This window comes from Pantoea sp. WMus005 (assembly GCF_013415305.1).
GTDB lineage: Bacteria > Pseudomonadota > Gammaproteobacteria > Enterobacterales > Enterobacteriaceae > Pantoea > Pantoea rara.
Map to the genome: position 1 here is coordinate 725,215 of NZ_JACBXU010000001.1, position 17,815 is coordinate 743,029.

Here is a 17,815-nt window from a genome sequence, read left to right on the forward strand (position 1 = left end):
GGTTAAGTGATTCCATAAACCTGGCAGGCCGGAGTTGCAATGTCTGAATTTAAACATCCTTATTATATAGTTTCACCTGACTATCGGGAGTCATCCGGCGGTATTCAGGCTTTGCACAAACTCTGCCATCAAATAAATCTTCATGGCGGCAATGCCTGGATGGTAAACAGCGATATCATCAATCCTGCCTGGAATACCCCAAAGCTGGATGTTGAGATTTATGATCAGCATAAAAAATCGGCGCTTATACCCATCGCTGTTTATCCTGAAATCTATTCGGGTAATCCGATTAAGGCTGACGTCTGTGTGCGCTACATGTTAAATCATGAAGCGCTACTCAATGGTAATCGTCTTAATGAAACAGAAGAGGATCTCTTTTTCTGGTACAGCTCACAGCTGATTGTGAAAGAACCTGATGTTGATTTTTTAACGATGGTAGGCCCCGATTTAGAGATGTTCTCGGATGACGGCAGAGTAAAAACGACAAAACTTCTTTATCTGAATCGGGTACCCGAAGAGACCGTTGATTTTACGGGGTTACCTGACGATATCACGATTATATCGGTTCAAAACCCTCGTCCTCTGGCGGAGCTGGCAGAGATGTTAAAGTCGGCGACGGTGATGTACACCTTTGAATGGTCCGGAACCTGTAACCTTGCTGCGCTGTGTGGGGTGCCGGTGGTTTCTCTGGTCGCCCCGGGTTATGAAAAGCTCGCCATCTCTGACGCGTCGATTCGCGATATGGGCGGGGCGGGCGTCTGCTTTAGTGACGATCCCGCAGAATTGCAGCGCACGCGTTCCGGGCTTTATAAAGTCCGTGACCATATGAGAAAGTTTGAAGCAAACTTCTCACAGCAACTAATGCATTTTTTCAGTAAAACGCAGAAAGCTGCACAGAAGAAAAGTGAAGAGAAGTTTTTAGCAACGGAAAACTGGCTGGCCCGCTATCCTGTGCCTGAACAATCTCTGGCCGAAGCGAGTTGCACTTTATCTCTCAGCGTTGTGGTCGTGGATGATCAGCAATCACCGCAGGCACTTGATACAACACTCTCCTTGCTTCATGCATTGGGCGTGGATGTTCAGATCTACTCTGTTGTGGCAACAGGCGATGAGGATGGAAAACCGAAAAATTTCAGCCGCTGGCTGAGTCACCTGCTTGTTGAAGACCAGAATGAATGGATACTTTTCCTGCGTGCCGGTGATCGGATTTACCCGAATATATTCTCTGGACTCTCTGTTTTCAGGGAAAAAATAGGTACATCCCTGGCGTTTTATTCAGACAGGATCGTCTTGCATGAGGAAGAAATCATTGAGTCGCATTTTCTGCCTGATTTCGATCTGGATTACTTTTTAGCGCTACCGGAACACTTTGCCAGGGGGGCTTTCTTCAGACGTGAATTATGCATAGAGGTCATTAAATCGCGCGACATCTCACACCAGACTGTAGAGATGGATTTTATGTTGCAGTTGGTTAATGCAGGGCTTAGCGCTGATATTCAGCATATCCCGCTACCTTTACTGGCGGTATCATCAACAGAAAATGACAATCACCTGTTGAAGCAATCTTTGCTGGCAGAGCATCTGACCCTTAGAGGGTGCAGCAATGCACTAATTGAAAGAAAGAATAATGCTTTTAATATAGATTTTAATGCGTCAGACATTAAAAAGCTTAGCGTCATCATTGTCGTAGAAGATGAAATTCTTAATGTTAAGCGGCTTCTGTCGACCTTTGTGGATACCGTCGCCGATATTGACTACGAAATTATTTTCATTGATAACTATTCAGCGGACGAGAACGTCAGATCATGGCTATCCTCACTGTCTGATATCAATGAGGATGTCTTCAGAGTCTATTTTGTTCAGGAAAAAATCAATATCGTTAGTGCGCTGAATTATGCTCTATCAGAGGCAAGAGGCGATTTTACGCTTTATCTTTCATGCGGGATTTATTTTAACAATAAATTGTGGCTTAACGCCTTATTGAATCACTGCAGCCGACCTGAGCTTTTAGCCTGCGCACCCTTTTTAACAGATAAACGCAGCTATCTCTATTCCCCAGAAGTGCTGGAAGGAGAGATGCGCTGTTGCTACAGTCCGTCCTGCACAGCGGACTCGCTGAACGGGATGCACGCACCGGAACTGAGCGTTCCCCGACAACATTTACTGCTCAGCAGTGAATGTATCATGCTAAGAACCGCGGCGTGCCATGAGGCGGGAGGACTGGATGAACACTTTCCGACGATAAATGAGGCGATCAGCGATCTGCTGCTAAGGGCGTCTGACAAAGAAACGGTAATATTAGCGGTGCCTCAGTCGCGAATATGTTGCGATGACATCGTTTCTGACGCAGAACGCATCCCTGTTGATTCTCTCTTTTATGAAAAATGGATCGACCGCTTATCCCGCGATCCTGTTGTTAATCCTAACCTCTCCTGGAAAGGTGAGCATTTAGTCCGGGAGAATAATCGTTCGCTGATAGCAGCACGGCAGGGTTTAAAACCTGATGTGTTATTTTTATTTAATGCCGAAGACTCCACGGAAGTACAGCGGGTCAAAGAACGCTCGCTGTCAGTTTCGCAAGCCGGTAATGGCATACATACCTTAATGTGTCAGCATTTATCTGTTGCTGAGCTTTACAGAATGAAGCCTGCTTGTGTTGTTCTGAGCGATGTCATTGCCCATAAAAACGGGCGGCTGTTCAGAAACAGACATCTTTTCCCAGACACCCGTTTTATTGTTGAGGCGACCCGGGGGTCGTTCAGCGTGAACTGTCCTGCGTATGGTCATGATGAGATCCTGCGGAACACCGACCTACTGGTAGTGAGAAATACCGCTGCGCTGAAATTGTTCAGCCACAAAAATGTAGTCCTTCAGGCTGACAAACTCGGTACAGACTGGCAGCATTTAATCCGGGCCCGTCCGGTTCCGCCCGAAAATCACGATAAGCCCAGAGTGGGTATCGTGCTGTCGGATCTGCTACCGGAAGACTGGCGACATATTGAGGTGCTTATCAAAGAGATGAGTGAAGATATCTGCTGGATTATTTACGGTGCCTGTCCTGACACATGGAAAACAGCTATTCATGAATATCATCGTAAAGTGCCGCAAAACAGACTGCCAGAGATGTTTCAGTCGCTCAGGTTAGATCTTGCACTTGCCCCCCTTTCAGATTCTTTACTGAATCAGGCGGAAGGGCATCGGGTTATTGCACAGTTAGGTGCCTGTGGTTACCCGGTGCTTGCCAGCGATCATGATGCTTATAAAGAGATAATGAGCGTTGAGCGCATTAAAAATAAAACGTCGCAGTGGCGATTTATGATCAACAAAATGATCAGTAATCCCCTTTTGTTACGCAGCCTGGGTGAAAATATCTATCATGAAGTTAATGCAGAGTGGATTTATCAGCCAGGTGAACTGCCCGCATGGCTGACCCGTAAAGATCATTAAAAGAGGGGGATGGGTACGTCAGCGTATTCATCCTGCTCATGATTTTTCGCAGCTCATGGCTTATATTAGCCAGGTAATGATGATCCCCTGACCCGTTACAGTTCCACCTCAGCCTGCCGATAACCCTCTACAGAACAACATCATTAATGATTTTCACTTTGTGGAGTGTCTATGCGCTTCAATTATGACCTTTTACCGGGCGAGCGGCTGACCTTCGACGAGATCGCCCGGCGTTATGCTTTGCAATACCCGGATGATAAAGAGCTGACGGCGCGCGCCTTGCTGAGTCCGTCAACCGGCCTGCGCACGCTGAAAATCCGTGCCGTTTTCGCGCAGGAAGAGAGCAACAGTCCGCTGGAGGACCTGCTGTTCATCTCCCATGATAACGAGCGGAAAAACTACCTGCGTCGCTTTGAGCACTACCTTAAGCAGAATCTCTCTTTCCTCTATTTTCGTCGTAGTGAGAACGAGAAGCGCGAAAACCTGTGGAAGGTGATGGGCAGCAGCCAGGTTTTCGCGATGATCGATCCGCAATCCGCCACGGCGCAGAACCTGCTTAACAGTCGCGGTTACAAACTGGTGCAGATGCATCAGGATGATGACGACGCTTACTGGCAGCTCTTTAGCCCTCAGGCAGAACCCTGTTTTCCGCAGTCGCAGCGCATTCAGTTCATCGTGGTATTGAGTACGCCGCAGCACAAAGTCCCTGTGGCGGTGATGCCGGGTACTGAAGTCGGACGTCGCGTCAAAGCACGGGTGCTGCAGCGCGCCAGTCAGGCCGAATTCAGCGCCGGTGTCAAAGCCCGCTATGGTGCCTGTGTGATGACCGGAACCGAGCTGACCGAACGCCACGGCTGCCCGTGGGTGGAAGCCTGCCATATCGACACACAGGAAGGCGATGACGGCGTGCTGGCCGATAACAGCGTCGATAACGGCCTGTTTTTACGCAGTGATTTGCAGCGATTATTTCTTAATCGATTGATTAGCATAAATGGTGAGTCGGGAGAGATTCAGGTGCATCCTGGCGAGGAGGCACGGCAGCATATCGCGCCCTGGTATCAGGAGCTGGATGGTCGCATCTGCAGCCTGTGGGCGGCAGTGCCACCCGCCACGCGGCAACGGCTGCGCGCCCGTCGTTAATTGCCACTGATGAGTGCAGAAGGATCTGCACTCTGACTTAACAAAAATGAAATAGCCTCGTTTTACCCCGCCTATTCAGTCAATCGAAAACGCTACAGAATTGCATAATCATGCCGATAACTTCATTAACGCAGGATAGTCACCGTGAACGATTTCTATACCGCCGAAGGTGTGATGGACAAGCATTCGCTTTGGCAGCGCTACGTGCCGCTGGTGCGTCACGAAGCGCTGCGTCTGCAGGTTCGCCTGCCGGCAAGCGTTGAGCTTGACGACCTGCTGCAGGCAGGTGGGATAGGGCTGTTAAATGCCGTAGAGCGCTATGACGCGCTTCAGGGTACAGCTTTTACCACCTACGCCGTGCAGCGTATTCGTGGCGCAATGCTCGACGAGCTTCGTAGTCGGGATTGGGCGCCTCGCAGTGTGCGTCGTAATGCACGCGAGGTGGCCGGAGCAATGCATAAAGTGGAACAGTCGCTGGGGCGCTCTGCCTCTGAGCAGGAAGTCGCGCAGCAGCTGAATGTTTCCATGGAGGAGTACCGGCAGATCCTGCTGGACACCAACAATAGTCAACTTTTCTCCTACGACGAGTATCGGGAAGAGCACGGCGACAGCGCGGAGCTGGTGACGGAAGGCCATGAAGAGGCTAATCCGCTTCACCAGTTGCTTGAAGGGAGTCTGCGTGAGCGCGTCATTGAAGCGATCGAAGCATTACCCGATCGTGAAAAGATGGTGCTGACACTGTACTACCAGGAAGAACTGAACCTGAAAGAGATTGGCGCGGTGCTTGATGTGGGTGAATCCCGTGTCAGCCAGCTGCACAGTCAGGCGATCAAACGCCTGCGGGCCCGACTTGCGGGAGCGCGCTAGCAGTATCAGTTCCTGGCGATTCAAAATTATAAGAAACCGGGGACTCAATAATGGGAGCCAAGACCAAGGCCAGACCGTTAAGTCGTTATCTTAAAGACTATAAACACAGCCAGAGCAATTGTTCACACTGTGGCAAAGTATTAGATCGAATGGCGCTCGTTTTTCGTGGCCAGATCATCAATAAAGAGGCCATCGCACGGATGGACCAGATGATTGATGAGCAGCTGTGGCTGAAGCTTCAGCCCGAACTGACTGCGCTTTGTCGTTTTTGCAGTGATATTTTTTGCAATACCCATCCTAATTATTTCGACATTATGGCGTTCAAACAGTACCTGTTTGAGCAGACAGAGATGAGCCCCAGCACGATTCGTGAGTATGTGGTGCGTCTTCGTAGACTGGATGAGATGCTGAAAGCCAAAAATTTCCCGGCCGACAGGCTTAAAGGAAATAGCTGGCATCAGTGTCTGGAAAGCGATTTGCCTGATGCCGGTAATAACAATTACCGCATCGCGCTGCGCAAGTACGATCAATTTTTAGGCTGGCAGCAGGCGTAAGCCTGATCTGCACCGATTGCTCCCCCTTTTCTTTGCCCGCGAGCCGGGTAAGGGGAAGGGGGAGCACGGCGCTTCTTTCCCCTCGCGTTGATCTCAGTGCCTGTGTCTCACCGCATCTGAGGATACCTGAATCAGGGTGATCCTTTACGCATCTTCTGTAACACTATAAAGATAACTCTCGTGCCCGAATGGAGGCAGCATTGTCTTTACATCTGTTACACCAGTTCCCACGTCTTGAGCTGCTGGGCGCTCCGACGCCGTTAGAACATCTGCCACGGCTCTCCGACTATCTGGGTCGCGACATCTTTATTAAACGCGATGACTTCACGCCTGTTGCGATGGGCGGCAACAAGCTGCGCAAACTCGAATTCCTGGCGGCCGATGCGCTGCGCGAAGGTGCCGATGTGCTGCTGACCGCAGGCGCAATTCAGTCCAACCATGTGCGCCAGACCGCGGCTGTCGCGGCCCGTCTTGGCCTGAAGTGTGTGGCGCTGCTGGAAAACCCGATTGGCACCCACGCTGAAAACTACCTGAGCAACGGCAATCGTCTGATACTGGATCTGATGGACGCGGAAGTGATCATGGTGGATGCGCTGCACAATCCCATTGAACAGCTGGCTGAAGAGGCCACGCGTCTGGAAGCCCAGGGCTTCCGTCCTTACGTTGTGCCGGTCGGCGGCTCAAATGCCCTGGGTGCGCTAGGCTATGTTGAGTGCGCGCAGGAGATCGCTCATCAGAGTGAAGGCGTGGTCGATTTTGCCGCTGTAGTCGTCGCCTCGGGCAGTGCCGGCACCCATGCCGGACTGGCGGTGGGTCTGGAGCATCTGCTGCCGGAAACTGAGCTGGTAGGCGTCACCGTTTCACGTCAGGTCGACGCGCAGTTGCCGCTCGTTGAACGGCTGCGTCAGTCGCTGGCAGAGAAGCTGGAAGTAGAGGCTAAGGCCCCGATCACCCTGTGGGATGACTATTTCGCGCCGCGCTACGGCGAGCCGAATGATGAAGGCATGGCTGCAGTGAAACTGCTTGCGCAGCTGGAAGGGATTCTGCTCGACCCGGTTTATACCGGCAAGGCGATGGCCGGACTGCTGGATGGGATCAGCCAGAATCGTTTCCGCCGTGAAGGTCCGTTGCTGTTTATTCATACGGGCGGGGCACCGGCGTTATTTGCTTATCATCCTTCGGTCTGAGACAAGCGAATAAAACAGTTTATACTCCGTGCGTTATCATTCTGGACTGGCAGCGATAAGCGGTGCTGCCCTTATAAAAACACACACACAATACTGTCAATAATGGGGTGAATATGTCCTTTTCTCGTGCAGGTCGTCAGATGGTGATGGGCGTCATGGCTGTGGCGCTGATCGCAGGCGTCAACGTTAAAACCTTTGCAGCGGAAAATCTGCTGAATAAAATTAAAGAGCGCGGCACGCTGCTGGTGGGTCTGGAAGGAACGTATCCGCCCTTCAGCTTCCAGGATGAAAAGGGCAAACTGACCGGCTTTGAAGTGGAGTTCGCAGAGCAGCTGGCGCAGCACATGGGCGTCAAGGCGAGCCTGAAACCGACCAAATGGGACGGCATGCTGGCCTCACTCGACGCGAAGCGCATCGATGTGGTGATCAACCAGGTAACTATCTCTGATGAGCGTAAGAAGAAGTATGACTTCTCAACGCCCTACACGGTCTCCGGGATTCAGGCGCTGACCATGAAAGCCAACGCGAACACGATTACCAAACCAGCCGATCTGGCGGGCAAGAAAGTGGGCGTCGGTCTGGGTACTAACTACGAGCAGTGGCTGCGTGAGAATGTGAAAGGCGTGGACATCCGTACTTATGATGATGACCCGACGAAATATCAGGATCTGCGCTCTGGTCGTCTGAATGCCATTCTGGTTGACCGTCTGGCCGCACTGGATCTGGTGAAGAAAACCGGCAATACCATGGCGGTTGCAGGTGATGCATTCTCCCGTCAGGAATCAGGCGTTGCGATTCGTAAAGGCAACGACGATCTGCTGAAAGCGATCGATCAGGCCATTGCTGACATGCAGAAAGATGGCTCGCTGAGCAAGCTGTCTGAGAAATGGTTTGGCGCGGACGTGACGAAATAATGCAGGAAAGTCTTCAACTGGTGCTGGACTCAGCACCTTTTTTATTAAAAGGCGCGCTGTTTACGCTTCAGCTCAGCATCGGCGGGATGTTCTTTGGTCTGCTGCTGGGCTTTATTCTGGCGCTGATGCGTCTGTCGCGCTTCTGGCCGGTTCGCTGGCTGGCGCGGGTCTATGTCTCGATTTTCCGTGGCACCCCGCTGATCGCCCAGCTGTTTATGATCTACTACGGTCTGCCGCAGTTTGGTATTGAGCTGGATCCGATCCCCTCTGCGATGATTGGTCTTTCCCTGAATACCGCCGCCTATGCGTCAGAGTCTCTGCGCGGCGCAATTGCCTCGATTGAGCGCGGTCAGTGGGAAGCGGCGGCAAGTATCGGCATGACGCGCTGGCAGACACTGCGCCGGGTCATCCTGCCGCAGGCGGCGCGTACTGCGTTGCCTCCGCTGGGTAACAGTTTTATCAGTCTGGTGAAAGATACCTCGCTGGCGGCGACCATTCAGGTGCCTGAACTGTTCCGTCAGGCACAGCTGATCACCTCGCGCACGCTGGAAGTCTTTACCATGTATCTGGCGGCCTCCTTGATCTACTGGGTGATGGCAACGGTGCTTTCTGCGTTGCAGAACCGGCTGGAACAGCATGTTAATCGTCAGGATTCGGAGTCGAAATGAGCGCCATCGAAGTCAGAAAGCTGGTGAAATCGTTTAACGGCCAGAGGGTGCTACACGATATCGACCTTGATGTGGCTGCTGGTGAAGTGGTGGCAATTATCGGCCCGAGCGGCTCAGGTAAAACCACGCTGCTGCGCAGTATTAATCTGCTGGAGGTGCCGGATAGCGGCACGATCCGGGTCGGGGAGATTACCGTGGATGCGGCGCTGGCCCAGAGTAAGCAGAAAGAGCAGGTGCGACGTCTGCGGCAGCAGGTTGGGTTTGTCTTCCAGAACTTTAATCTGTTTCCGCACCGGTCGGTGATGGAGAACATTATTGAAGGACCGGTTATCGTTAAAGGCGAAGCGAAAGCAGATGCGATAGCCCGCGCCCGCACGCTGCTGGAGAAGGTCGGGCTGCACGGCAAAGAGGAGAGCTATCCGCGCCGTCTGTCGGGTGGACAGCAGCAGCGCGTGGCGATTGCCCGTGCGCTGGCGATGCGGCCGGAAGTGATCCTGTTCGATGAACCTACCTCGGCGCTGGATCCGGAGCTGGTGGGCGAAGTGCTCAGCACCATTCGTGCACTGGCCGAGGAGAAACGCACCATGGTTATTGTCACGCATGAGATGAGCTTTGCCCGCGACGTTGCTGACCGCGCCATTTTTATGGATCAGGGACGCATTGTGGAGCAGGGCGAGGCGAAAGCGTTGTTCAGCAACCCGCAGCAGCCGCGAACCCGTCAGTTCCTTGATAAATTTCTTAATCAGTAACCGCACTGCCTTCTCCGGAAGGCAGTTTTAACCTCTTCAATCCCCCTATTTTTACAGCGGCAACTCGCTAAATTTGCCAGGCGTTATCACAGATAATTATTTAACTGTTAAACCTTCTGCCACATCTGACAAATCTTTTCTTTTCATCGCCTATTTAATGGCTTTAACTGCTGCCGCTTTCTCTTATTTATATTTTGTGGATTATCAAGCGATATTACGCTTTGCTCTGGGCGCAGCGCGTATTATTAATACATTGCCACACTGATTAATAAGTGTAAGGAAACGTTCTGCTAAGTAAATATCTGTGGCAACAGGACCAGTCAGCGGTTTTTAAGAGTTTCGCTACATTCATCACGGGTTCAATGGCGAATAATCGCTGGATAATCATAAAAGCAATACTGATTTTCTCGCTTTTAATTTCCAGCATTCTGACCTACACAGCAGGAGTCATTGAATGAGCCATATTAAGTCAGACCAGATAGCGTGGGTGGATACCCTGAAGGGCGCCTGCATATTGCTGGTGGTCCTGTACCATACGGTTTTACCCGGCTTTGAGGGGACGATGAAATACCTCACTGCCGGATGGATTCCCGCCGAAATATGGATACAGTTTAATACGGTCCTGTCGCCGCTGCGTATGCCCGCCTTTTTCTTTGTTTCAGGATTGCTGGCGACCAATGGCATTATTAACCGGCCCTGGAAACAGGTATTTACCAGTCGTATCACCAATCTCTTTTATCTCTATATTCTGTGGGGCTTTATTCAGTGGTGGTCAATCATTGGTATCTCTACTGAAATTACCGGCCAGCGTATTTCAAAAAATCTCAATGCCGCCTATGCCGGCTCGCTGCTGGAGTTTCTTAAGCTGACCTTTATGGCGATGAGTACCTCGTGGTATCTCTATGGGCTGGGGCTTTATTTTCTCTGCGCCAAAGTTTTCCGCCAATATAAGCTGGCCCTGGTGGCGGTGGCGATCCTGCTCAATTATCTGGCAGTCGAAAAAGTGATTCCGTTCTGGGGACCCCAGAGTCTGGCGCAATATTTCCTGTTCTTTCTGTTAGGGGCGTTCTGGAGCCAGACCATGCTGCGCCTGAGTGAATGGCGGCGGGAGAATCTGATGCCCTGGGCGCTACTGGCTGCCATCGCAGGAATTCATGTGATATTCGGTCTGGATAAGAGTCTGTTCCTGTGTGTGCTGGCGGTGTTATTCAGTATTGCCGCCTGCCGCTGGCTGAATCAGCATTTCAGCATGCGCTATCTCAACTGGGTAGGCCGCAATACGCTGCAGATATATGTCATCCACCGTATTTTTATCGAATTCTTTGGCATGTCGGCAATTCTGTTCGCACAGCGGCACCATCTGTTTGAGCAAGCGTGGTTTTCCTTTGTGTGGGCGTGCTTCTATCCGGTGGCGATCGTAGGGCTTTGTTCGCTCTGTTCAGTGGCAATCTGGTCACTGACCAATCGGGGAGTAGGGCAGTCGCTGTTTGTGTTTCCGACACTGGTTAAGCGGGTGCATGGCAGGGGGTAGGTTCGGTTTGTTGTGGGAATTGCTATGAGCAGGTTACGCCCGCCAGGCGGTGGGCAGTTTCAGGTCGCCCGTGCAGGCGGACGCGTCAAGGGGCGGACGCCCGCCCCTTAACAATCCCGGCGTCCGGCTGCCTGCGCGCCCCGCTGCGCGGGGTGCCTTCGCCACGCCCTGCGGCCCACGGACCGTCCGGACGCGCCATCCCTGGCGCGAGCCGTCCTTTCGCCGACGTCCTGTCGGCTCATCCTCGCCTCCGGTTGTTCCTCAGCGCTTCGGATGCCTCTCCCAACCCCCGCCTGAATTTTCTTTAAGTTTTCTGTCATAAAGAGCTGCCTGCGGGTTCAGGAAGTTAATCCCTGATATTCACAGCGATAAATCACCCAACATAAAAATTAAGAGATAACCACGTGGGGTTCAGGGAGGCCGTCAGAACCGCTGAGCGGATGAGGGATTTCAGGACAAGCGGCAGGGATGCCGCGAAGAGGCGGGTTCGCGCCAGGGATGGCGCGTCCCGGCGATCCGTAAGAAATCCGGAAGACACGAAGGGACCGCGAAGCGGCGGTGAAGCAGGCCGGAGCGCGGGGTCAAGGGGGCGCGGCGACTGGCGCCCCCTTGTGGGTCGCCTGCAGAGGGGTTACTGAAACTGCCCGGCTCACCAGGCGAACGAAACCTTCTCATAGCCCGTTCGCGCAGCGAACAACAGGGACATGCCAGCCAGGAGAACGAAACCTTCTCATAGCCCGTTCGCGCAGCGAACAACCCCGGCGAACGCCCCTTACCCTATGGTCATCAGACTCGCATTGCCGCCCGCTGCCGCGGTATTCACACTCAGCGAACGTTCAATCAGCAGACGCTCCAGCAGCAGATTGGTCTCGCCGCGGGCGAAGCCCTGTACCGACACAATCGCGCCGTCACGGGCCGCAATCTGCTCACACAGGGTGCGCAGCTGATCGGCATCGCCGTGATAAATCACCGCATCAAACTCCGCCGTTAACGGGTCACGCGCCAGTGTAATGCGCGCTTTCACGGCGTCAGGCAGCGAAGTTCGCAGGGCGCGATGCAGCTCATCATCCTGCCACAACGCTTTACTGCCGACGCTGGTGACCGCAGCCAGCTGGATTAATGCATCCTGCTCGTTGTCAGCCAGACAGAGCACCTGATCACGCGGCAACAGCGAGAAGGTGTTGCGCTCGCCCGTCGGGCCTGGCAGCAGGCGGACAACGCCCGCCTGGGCCAGCTCGCCATAATGCTGGCAGAGTTCTGCCAGCGCCGGCTTATCTTTGGCCCAGTTACTGAGCGCCTGATGCGGTGCCAGCAGTGCCTGACGCAGCGTGCTGTCCGCCGGACGTTCCGCATCCTGACGATCAAAGGTCAGACGCAGCGCGCTATCCGGACGATGGGCCAGCAGGCGGTAGAGATAGAGCGGACCACCGGCTTTCGGACCCGTACCGGATAAGCCTTCACCACCAAATGGCTGGACGCCAACCACTGCGCCCACCATATTGCGGTTAACGTAGAGGTTGCCGACCCGCGCATTCGCCGTCACCTGCGCGATGGTTTCGTCGATGCGGGTATGCACGCCCAGCGTCAGGCCGTAGCCGGAGGCGTTGATCTGCTCAACCAGCTGCGGCAGGTTGGTGCGGGTGAAGCGCACCACATGCAGCACCGGGCCAAAAATCTCTTTATCCAGATCGCTGACCTGATTCAGTTCAATCAGTGTCGGTTTAACGAAGGTGCCACTGTTCCACTCTTTGCTGTCCTGCGGGTTATCCTGCACCGCCTGATAAACCGTGAAGCCCTTGTTACGCATGGCCTGAATATGGCGATCGATATTGGCTTTCGCCTCGGCATCAATCACCGGGCCGATATCAGTTGAGAAGCGCTCCGGATTGCCCATGCGGCACTCCGCCATCGCGCCACGCAGCATCTTCAGCGTATGGTCGGCAACATCTTCCTGAATGCAGAGCAGGCGCAGGGCAGAGCAGCGCTGTCCGGCGCTGTCGAAGGCCGAAGCGACGATATCGATCACCACCTGCTCAGTCAGCGCAGAAGAGTCGACGATCATCGCGTTCATCCCACCGGTTTCCGCAATCAGCGGCACCGGACGACCGTGCTGGTCAAGGCGACCGGCCAGATTACACTGCAGCAGTGTCGCGACCGCAGTCGAGCCGGTAAACATCACGCCACGCACCCGATTATCCCCGGTCAGCTGCGCGCCCACGGTTTCACCCTGGCCCGGCAGCAGTTGCAGCACGCCTGGCGGTACACCCGCATCCAGCAGGATCTGAACCGCCTGCGCGGCAATCAGCGGTGTCTGCTCAGCCGGTTTAGCCAGCACGCTGTTGCCTGCGGCCAGTGCCGCTGCAATCTGACCGGTGAAGATCGCCAGTGGGAAGTTCCACGGGCTGATGCAGACCACCGGACCCAGCGGACGATGGGTTTCGTTGTCGAAGTCGTCGCGCACCATTCCGGCGTAGTAATAGAGGAAATCAACCGCTTCACGCACTTCTGCGATAGCGTTGTTATAGGTCTTGCCTGCTTCACGCACCAGAATGCCAATCAGCTGTTGCATCTGGCCTTCCATAATCTGCGCGGCGCGTTCCAGAATTGCCGCACGCTCCTGCGGTGGTGTGGCAAACCAGATCGGCCCACTGTTCACCGCGGCATCCAGCGCCACAGAGACTTCCTGCTCAGTGGCTTCGCGCACCTGACCCACATGATCACCAGGAGCCGCCGGATTGAGAATATCGCGTAACTCACCGGCACCCGCTTTTCCGTCAATCATCGGCTCAGCCAGGCAGGGCTGTGCGGCGCTGCTCAGCAGGGCGCTGGAAAGCGACGCGAGGCGATGTTCATTGGCCATATCCAGACCCGCAGAGTTAACGCGGTTCTCGCCATACAACTCGCGTGGCAGGGGGATCTTAGGATGCGGCAGGCCAATAGCGCCTTCGCTGGCACCCAGTTTCTCGACGGCAGTCACCGGATCGGCTACCAGCTCATCAATCGGCAGCGAGGTATCGGCAATGCGGTTAACGAAGGAGGTGTTAGCCCCGTTTTCTAACAGACGACGCACCAGATAGGCCAGCAGGGTTTCATGGGTACCGACCGGCGCATAGATGCGGCACGGACGATTAAGCTTGCCGTCTGCCACTTTGCCGACCACCTGCTCATACAGCGGTTCACCCATGCCGTGCAGGCACTGGAACTCATACTGCCCCGGATAGTAGTTATTGCCCGCCAGCTGATAAATCGCCGCCAGCGTGTGGGCGTTGTGGGTGGCAAACTGCGGATAGATAAGGTTTGGTACGGAGAGCAGCTTACGGGCGCAGGCCAGGTAAGAGATATCGGTGTAAATCTTACGGGTGTAAACCGGATAGCCCTCCAGTCCTTCCATCTGGGCGCGCTTGATTTCACTGTCCCAGTAGGCACCTTTGACCAGACGGATCATCAGACGACGACGGCTGCGTTGTGCCAGATCGATCAGCTCATCAATCACAAACGGACAGCGCTTCATGTAGGCCTGAATCACGAAGCCGATGCCGTTCCAGCCTTCCAGCTCTGGCTCGAAACAGAGTTTCTCCAGCATATCGAGCGACAGCTCCAGCCGATCCGCTTCCTCTGCGTCGATGTTGATACCGATATCATAGGAGCGTGCCAGCAGCGTCAGCGATTTCAGAATCGGGTAGAGCTCTTCCATCACCCGCTCATACTGCGCACGGCTATAGCGGGGATGCAGCGCGGAGAGCTTGATGGAGATGCCCGGACCTTCATAGATACCACGACCGTTCGACGCTTTACCGATAGCATGGATCGCCTGCTGATAAGAGAGCAGATAGGCTTTGGCATCGCCCGCCGTCAGGGCCGCTTCGCCCAGCATGTCATAGGAGTAGCGGAAGCCTTTCTCTTCCAGCTTGCGGGCGTTTGCCAGCGCTTCGGCAATGGTTTCACCGGTGACGAACTGCTCACCCATCAGGCGCATCGCCATATCCACGCCTTTGCGGATCAGTGGCTCGCCACCCTTACCAATAATGCGGTTAAGCGAGCTGGAGAGGTTGGCTTCGTTGTGGGTTGAGACCAGACGACCCGTAAACAGCAGGCCCCAGGTTGCCGCGTTGACAAACAGGGAGGGGCTGCGTCCCAGATGTGACTGCCAGTTACCGTTGCTGATCTTGTCGCGGATCAGCGCATCGCGCGTTGGCTTGTCGGGGATACGCAGCAGCGCTTCAGCCAGGCACATCAGCGCCACACCTTCATGAGAGGAAAGAGAGAACTCCTGCAGCAGGCTTTGCACCATGCCAGCGCGTCCGGTTGCCCCTTTCTGGTGCCGCAGCTTGTCGGCAAGCTGATAAGCCAGCTGATGGGTTTTCTCTGCCAGCGCCGCCGGTAAGCGCGCCTGCTCCAGCATCATCGGCACCGCATCGGTCTCCGGACGACGCCAGGCAGCAGTCACTGCGGAACGGGTCACTGACTGAGGTAAAATCTGTTCTGCAAAATCAAGGAACGGCTGGTGCGTCTCCTCTGGCTGGATATCGTCAGCTTCCGCTACCACATGGGCAGAAAGAGAAACCTCCGGCACGGCATCGCCGCTTTCAAGCTGGCCCAGGTAGTTAAAAATCGCCTGTTTAATCAGCCAGTGTGGCGTGCGATCAATACGCTGCGCAGCCAGTTTGATGCGCTCACGTGTCGCGTCATCCAGTTTTACACCCATGGTGGTTGTAGCCATGACTCCAGAGCTCCTTGATAGTGGTTCGATACGGCGTTGGCTGCACTATCACTTAAGTTGCAACTTTGTGCAACCGTGTTAAATGTGAGCCAGTTAACACCCTTTTAATGTCGCCGATTGTTAAATTTTGCAATGCGGCACGGATATTGCTGCAAGATCCTCGCCAGGTTGCCAGGCCCGATGAAAAGCGGGTTTCAGACAGTTAATGCGATGGTGCAACCGGATAACTGTGAGCGAGTGCAACCTATTAGCACATTTTCACAAACGGTTAGTGAAATCACTGTAACGCCTGTGTTAAATCCATTGTGCGCACAACGCCTTTCCGGCAGGATACCGCGCCACTGGGAAATAACTGACGCCCTGACGAAGAAAATCGGCCCGCTTTGCCCCGTTCCGGCAGGTGGACAGATGGCGATTTCTCTGGGATATCAAATAATAAGTGGAGAGACAGATGAGTGTAAGTACACCAATGCTGGTGACCTTTTTGGTTTATATTCTCGGGATGATAGTGATCGGTTTTGTGGCCTGGCGCTCGACCAAAAACTTCGATGATTACATCCTCGGTGGCCGCAGTCTGGGTAGCGTGGTCACGGCACTCTCTGCCGGTGCATCCGATATGAGCGGCTGGTTGCTGATGGGTTTACCGGGTGCCATCTTTATCTCCGGTATCTCGGAAAGCTGGATTGCGATTGGCCTGACCATTGGTGCCTGGCTGAACTGGAAAATCGTAGCCGGTCGCCTGCGCGTTCAGACCGAACACCACAACAACGCCCTGACGCTGCCGGACTTCTTTACCAGCCGCTTTGAGGACCACAGTAAAATCCTGCGCGTGATCTCCGCCATTGTGATCCTGGTGTTCTTCACCATCTATTGCGCCTCGGGCGTGGTGGCCGGTGCGCGACTGTTTGAAAGCACCTTTGGTATGAGTTACGAAACGGCCCTGTGGGCGGGTGCAGCGGCGACCATCCTCTATACGCTGGTGGGCGGTTTCCTGGCGGTGAGCTGGACCGATACCGTTCAGGCGAGCCTGATGATTTTTGCGCTGATCCTGACGCCGGTGTTTGTGATTATCGCGGTGGGTGGCTGGTCTGATTCTCTTGCGGTGATTGAAGCGAAGAGCCTGGAGAACCTCAACATGCTCAAGGGTCTGAACTTCGTCGCGGTGATCTCGCTGCTGGGCTGGGGTCTGGGTTACTTCGGGCAGCCGCATATTCTGGCGCGCTTTATGGCGGCAGATTCGCATCGCTCAATCCGTTCCGCACGTCGCATCGGGATGACGTGGATGGTGCTCTGTCTGGCGGGTGCCGTGGGCGTGGGCTTCTTTGGTATCGCCTACTTCCAGAACAACCCGACGCTGGCCACCGGCGTCAATGATAACGCTGAGCGCGTCTTTATTGAGCTGGCGCGTATTCTGTTCAACCCGTGGATTGCCGGCATTCTGCTGTCAGCCATTCTGGCGGCGGTGATGTCAACGCTAAGCTGTCAGCTGCTGGTCTGCTCCAGCGCCCTGACCGAAGATCTCTACAAAGGCCTCCTGCGTAAAAATGCCAGCCAGAAAGAACTGGTGTGGGTAGGGCGTCTGATGGTGCTGCTGGTGGCGCTGGTTGCCATCGCGCTGGCATCTAATCCGGAAAACCGTGTGCTGGGCCTGGTAAGCTACGCCTGGGCGGGCTTTGGTGCTGCATTTGGTCCGGTTGTCCTGTTCGGTGTCTGCTGGAAGCGCATGAACCGCAACGGTGCGCTGGCGGGCATGATTATCGGTGCGCTGACCGTGCTGGTGTGGAAACAGTATGGCTGGCTGGGCCTGTATGAAATCATCCCTGGCTTCATCTTTGCCAGCATCGCGATTGTTGTCTTCAGCCTGATGGGACGTGAGCCGTCAGCAGAAGCACAGCAGCGCTTTGCCGCCGCTGAGGCCGAGTTCCAGACTAAATAAGCGAAGCGTCAGGTCTGAAGGCCCGTCCCGCAAGGGGCGGGCCTTTTTGTTACAAAGATAAATCACCCAGAGATGAAATTATCTCCGTCAGTAACTTGTTTT

At 54.3% G+C, this 17,815-nt stretch carries 11 protein-coding genes; 10 read left to right on the plus strand and 1 reads right to left on the minus strand.

Features of this window, described 5'->3' with window-relative positions:
• The first annotated feature begins 39 nt into the window (after window positions 1–39).
• From HZZ01_RS03175 to HZZ01_RS03215, 9 genes are all read left to right on the plus strand, one after another.
• Entirely contained in the window at window positions 40–3,447 is a 3,408-nt protein-coding gene (locus tag HZZ01_RS03175; RefSeq protein WP_179895470.1) for a glycosyltransferase, read from the plus strand.
• A gap of 171 nt (window positions 3,448–3,618) precedes the next feature.
• Complete coding sequence (locus HZZ01_RS03180; RefSeq protein ID WP_179895471.1) at window positions 3,619–4,587, plus strand: HNH endonuclease signature motif containing protein; 969 nt, start codon at window positions 3,619–3,621, stop codon at window positions 4,585–4,587.
• A 144-nt stretch (window positions 4,588–4,731) separates the two neighbouring features.
• Complete coding sequence (locus tag HZZ01_RS03185) at window positions 4,732–5,454, plus strand: RNA polymerase sigma factor FliA (protein ID WP_179895472.1); 723 nt, start codon at window positions 4,732–4,734, stop codon at window positions 5,452–5,454.
• 50 nt (window positions 5,455–5,504) lie between these two features.
• Entirely contained in the window at window positions 5,505–6,008 is a 504-nt protein-coding gene (fliZ, locus tag HZZ01_RS03190) for a flagella biosynthesis regulatory protein FliZ (protein ID WP_179895473.1), read from the plus strand.
• Between the two features lie 200 nt (window positions 6,009–6,208).
• Window positions 6,209–7,195, plus strand: a complete 987-nt coding sequence (locus HZZ01_RS03195) for a D-cysteine desulfhydrase (protein WP_179895474.1) — start codon at window positions 6,209–6,211, stop codon at window positions 7,193–7,195.
• Window positions 7,196–7,308: 113 nt separating this feature from the next.
• Complete coding sequence (gene tcyJ / locus HZZ01_RS03200; protein ID WP_179895475.1) at window positions 7,309–8,109, plus strand: cystine ABC transporter substrate-binding protein; 801 nt, start codon at window positions 7,309–7,311, stop codon at window positions 8,107–8,109.
• Window positions 8,109–8,777: a cystine ABC transporter permease gene (tcyL, locus tag HZZ01_RS03205; RefSeq protein WP_179895476.1), complete on the plus strand. Its 669-nt coding sequence runs from the start codon at window positions 8,109–8,111 to the stop codon at window positions 8,775–8,777. Before tcyJ ends, tcyL begins: the two co-directional genes overlap by 1 nt.
• The gene (gene tcyN / locus HZZ01_RS03210; RefSeq protein WP_179895477.1) at window positions 8,774–9,526 is read left to right on the plus strand and encodes an L-cystine ABC transporter ATP-binding protein TcyN; all 753 of its coding nucleotides are present in this window, start codon (window positions 8,774–8,776) and stop codon (window positions 9,524–9,526) included. Before tcyL ends, tcyN begins: the two co-directional genes overlap by 4 nt.
• A gap of 454 nt (window positions 9,527–9,980) precedes the next feature.
• Window positions 9,981–11,057, plus strand: coding sequence for an acyltransferase family protein (locus tag HZZ01_RS03215; RefSeq protein ID WP_179895478.1), 1,077 nt, complete (start codon window positions 9,981–9,983; stop codon window positions 11,055–11,057).
• 772 nt (window positions 11,058–11,829) lie between these two features.
• Here HZZ01_RS03215 and putA read toward each other — a convergent pair.
• Window positions 11,830–15,777 (minus strand): trifunctional transcriptional regulator/proline dehydrogenase/L-glutamate gamma-semialdehyde dehydrogenase, encoded by a 3,948-nt coding sequence (putA, locus tag HZZ01_RS03220; protein ID WP_179895479.1) that lies wholly within the window; start codon window positions 15,775–15,777, stop codon window positions 11,830–11,832.
• A 451-nt stretch (window positions 15,778–16,228) separates the two neighbouring features.
• On the opposite strand from putA, the gene putP reads away from it, so the two are divergent.
• Complete coding sequence (gene putP, locus HZZ01_RS03225) at window positions 16,229–17,713, plus strand: sodium/proline symporter PutP (RefSeq protein ID WP_179895480.1); 1,485 nt, start codon at window positions 16,229–16,231, stop codon at window positions 17,711–17,713.
• Window positions 17,714–17,815 lie beyond the last annotated feature (102 nt).

Bases quoted from the DNA above. Each gene is read 5' to 3' on its own strand.
- HZZ01_RS03175 (WP_179895470.1), top strand. From the start codon at position 40: ATGTCTGAATTTAAACATCCTTATTATATAGTTTCACCTGACTATCGG.
- putA (WP_179895479.1), bottom strand. From the start codon at position 15,777: ATGGCTACAACCACCATGGGTGTAAAACTGGATGACGCGACACGTGAG.
- tcyJ (WP_179895475.1), top strand. From the start codon at position 7,309: ATGTCCTTTTCTCGTGCAGGTCGTCAGATGGTGATGGGCGTCATGGCT.
- tcyL (WP_179895476.1), top strand. From the start codon at position 8,109: ATGCAGGAAAGTCTTCAACTGGTGCTGGACTCAGCACCTTTTTTATTA.
- tcyN (WP_179895477.1), top strand. From the start codon at position 8,774: ATGAGCGCCATCGAAGTCAGAAAGCTGGTGAAATCGTTTAACGGCCAG.
- HZZ01_RS03215 (WP_179895478.1), top strand. From the start codon at position 9,981: ATGAGCCATATTAAGTCAGACCAGATAGCGTGGGTGGATACCCTGAAG.
- putP (WP_179895480.1), top strand. From the start codon at position 16,229: ATGAGTGTAAGTACACCAATGCTGGTGACCTTTTTGGTTTATATTCTC.
- fliZ (WP_179895473.1), top strand. From the start codon at position 5,505: ATGGGAGCCAAGACCAAGGCCAGACCGTTAAGTCGTTATCTTAAAGAC.
- HZZ01_RS03180 (WP_179895471.1), top strand. From the start codon at position 3,619: ATGCGCTTCAATTATGACCTTTTACCGGGCGAGCGGCTGACCTTCGAC.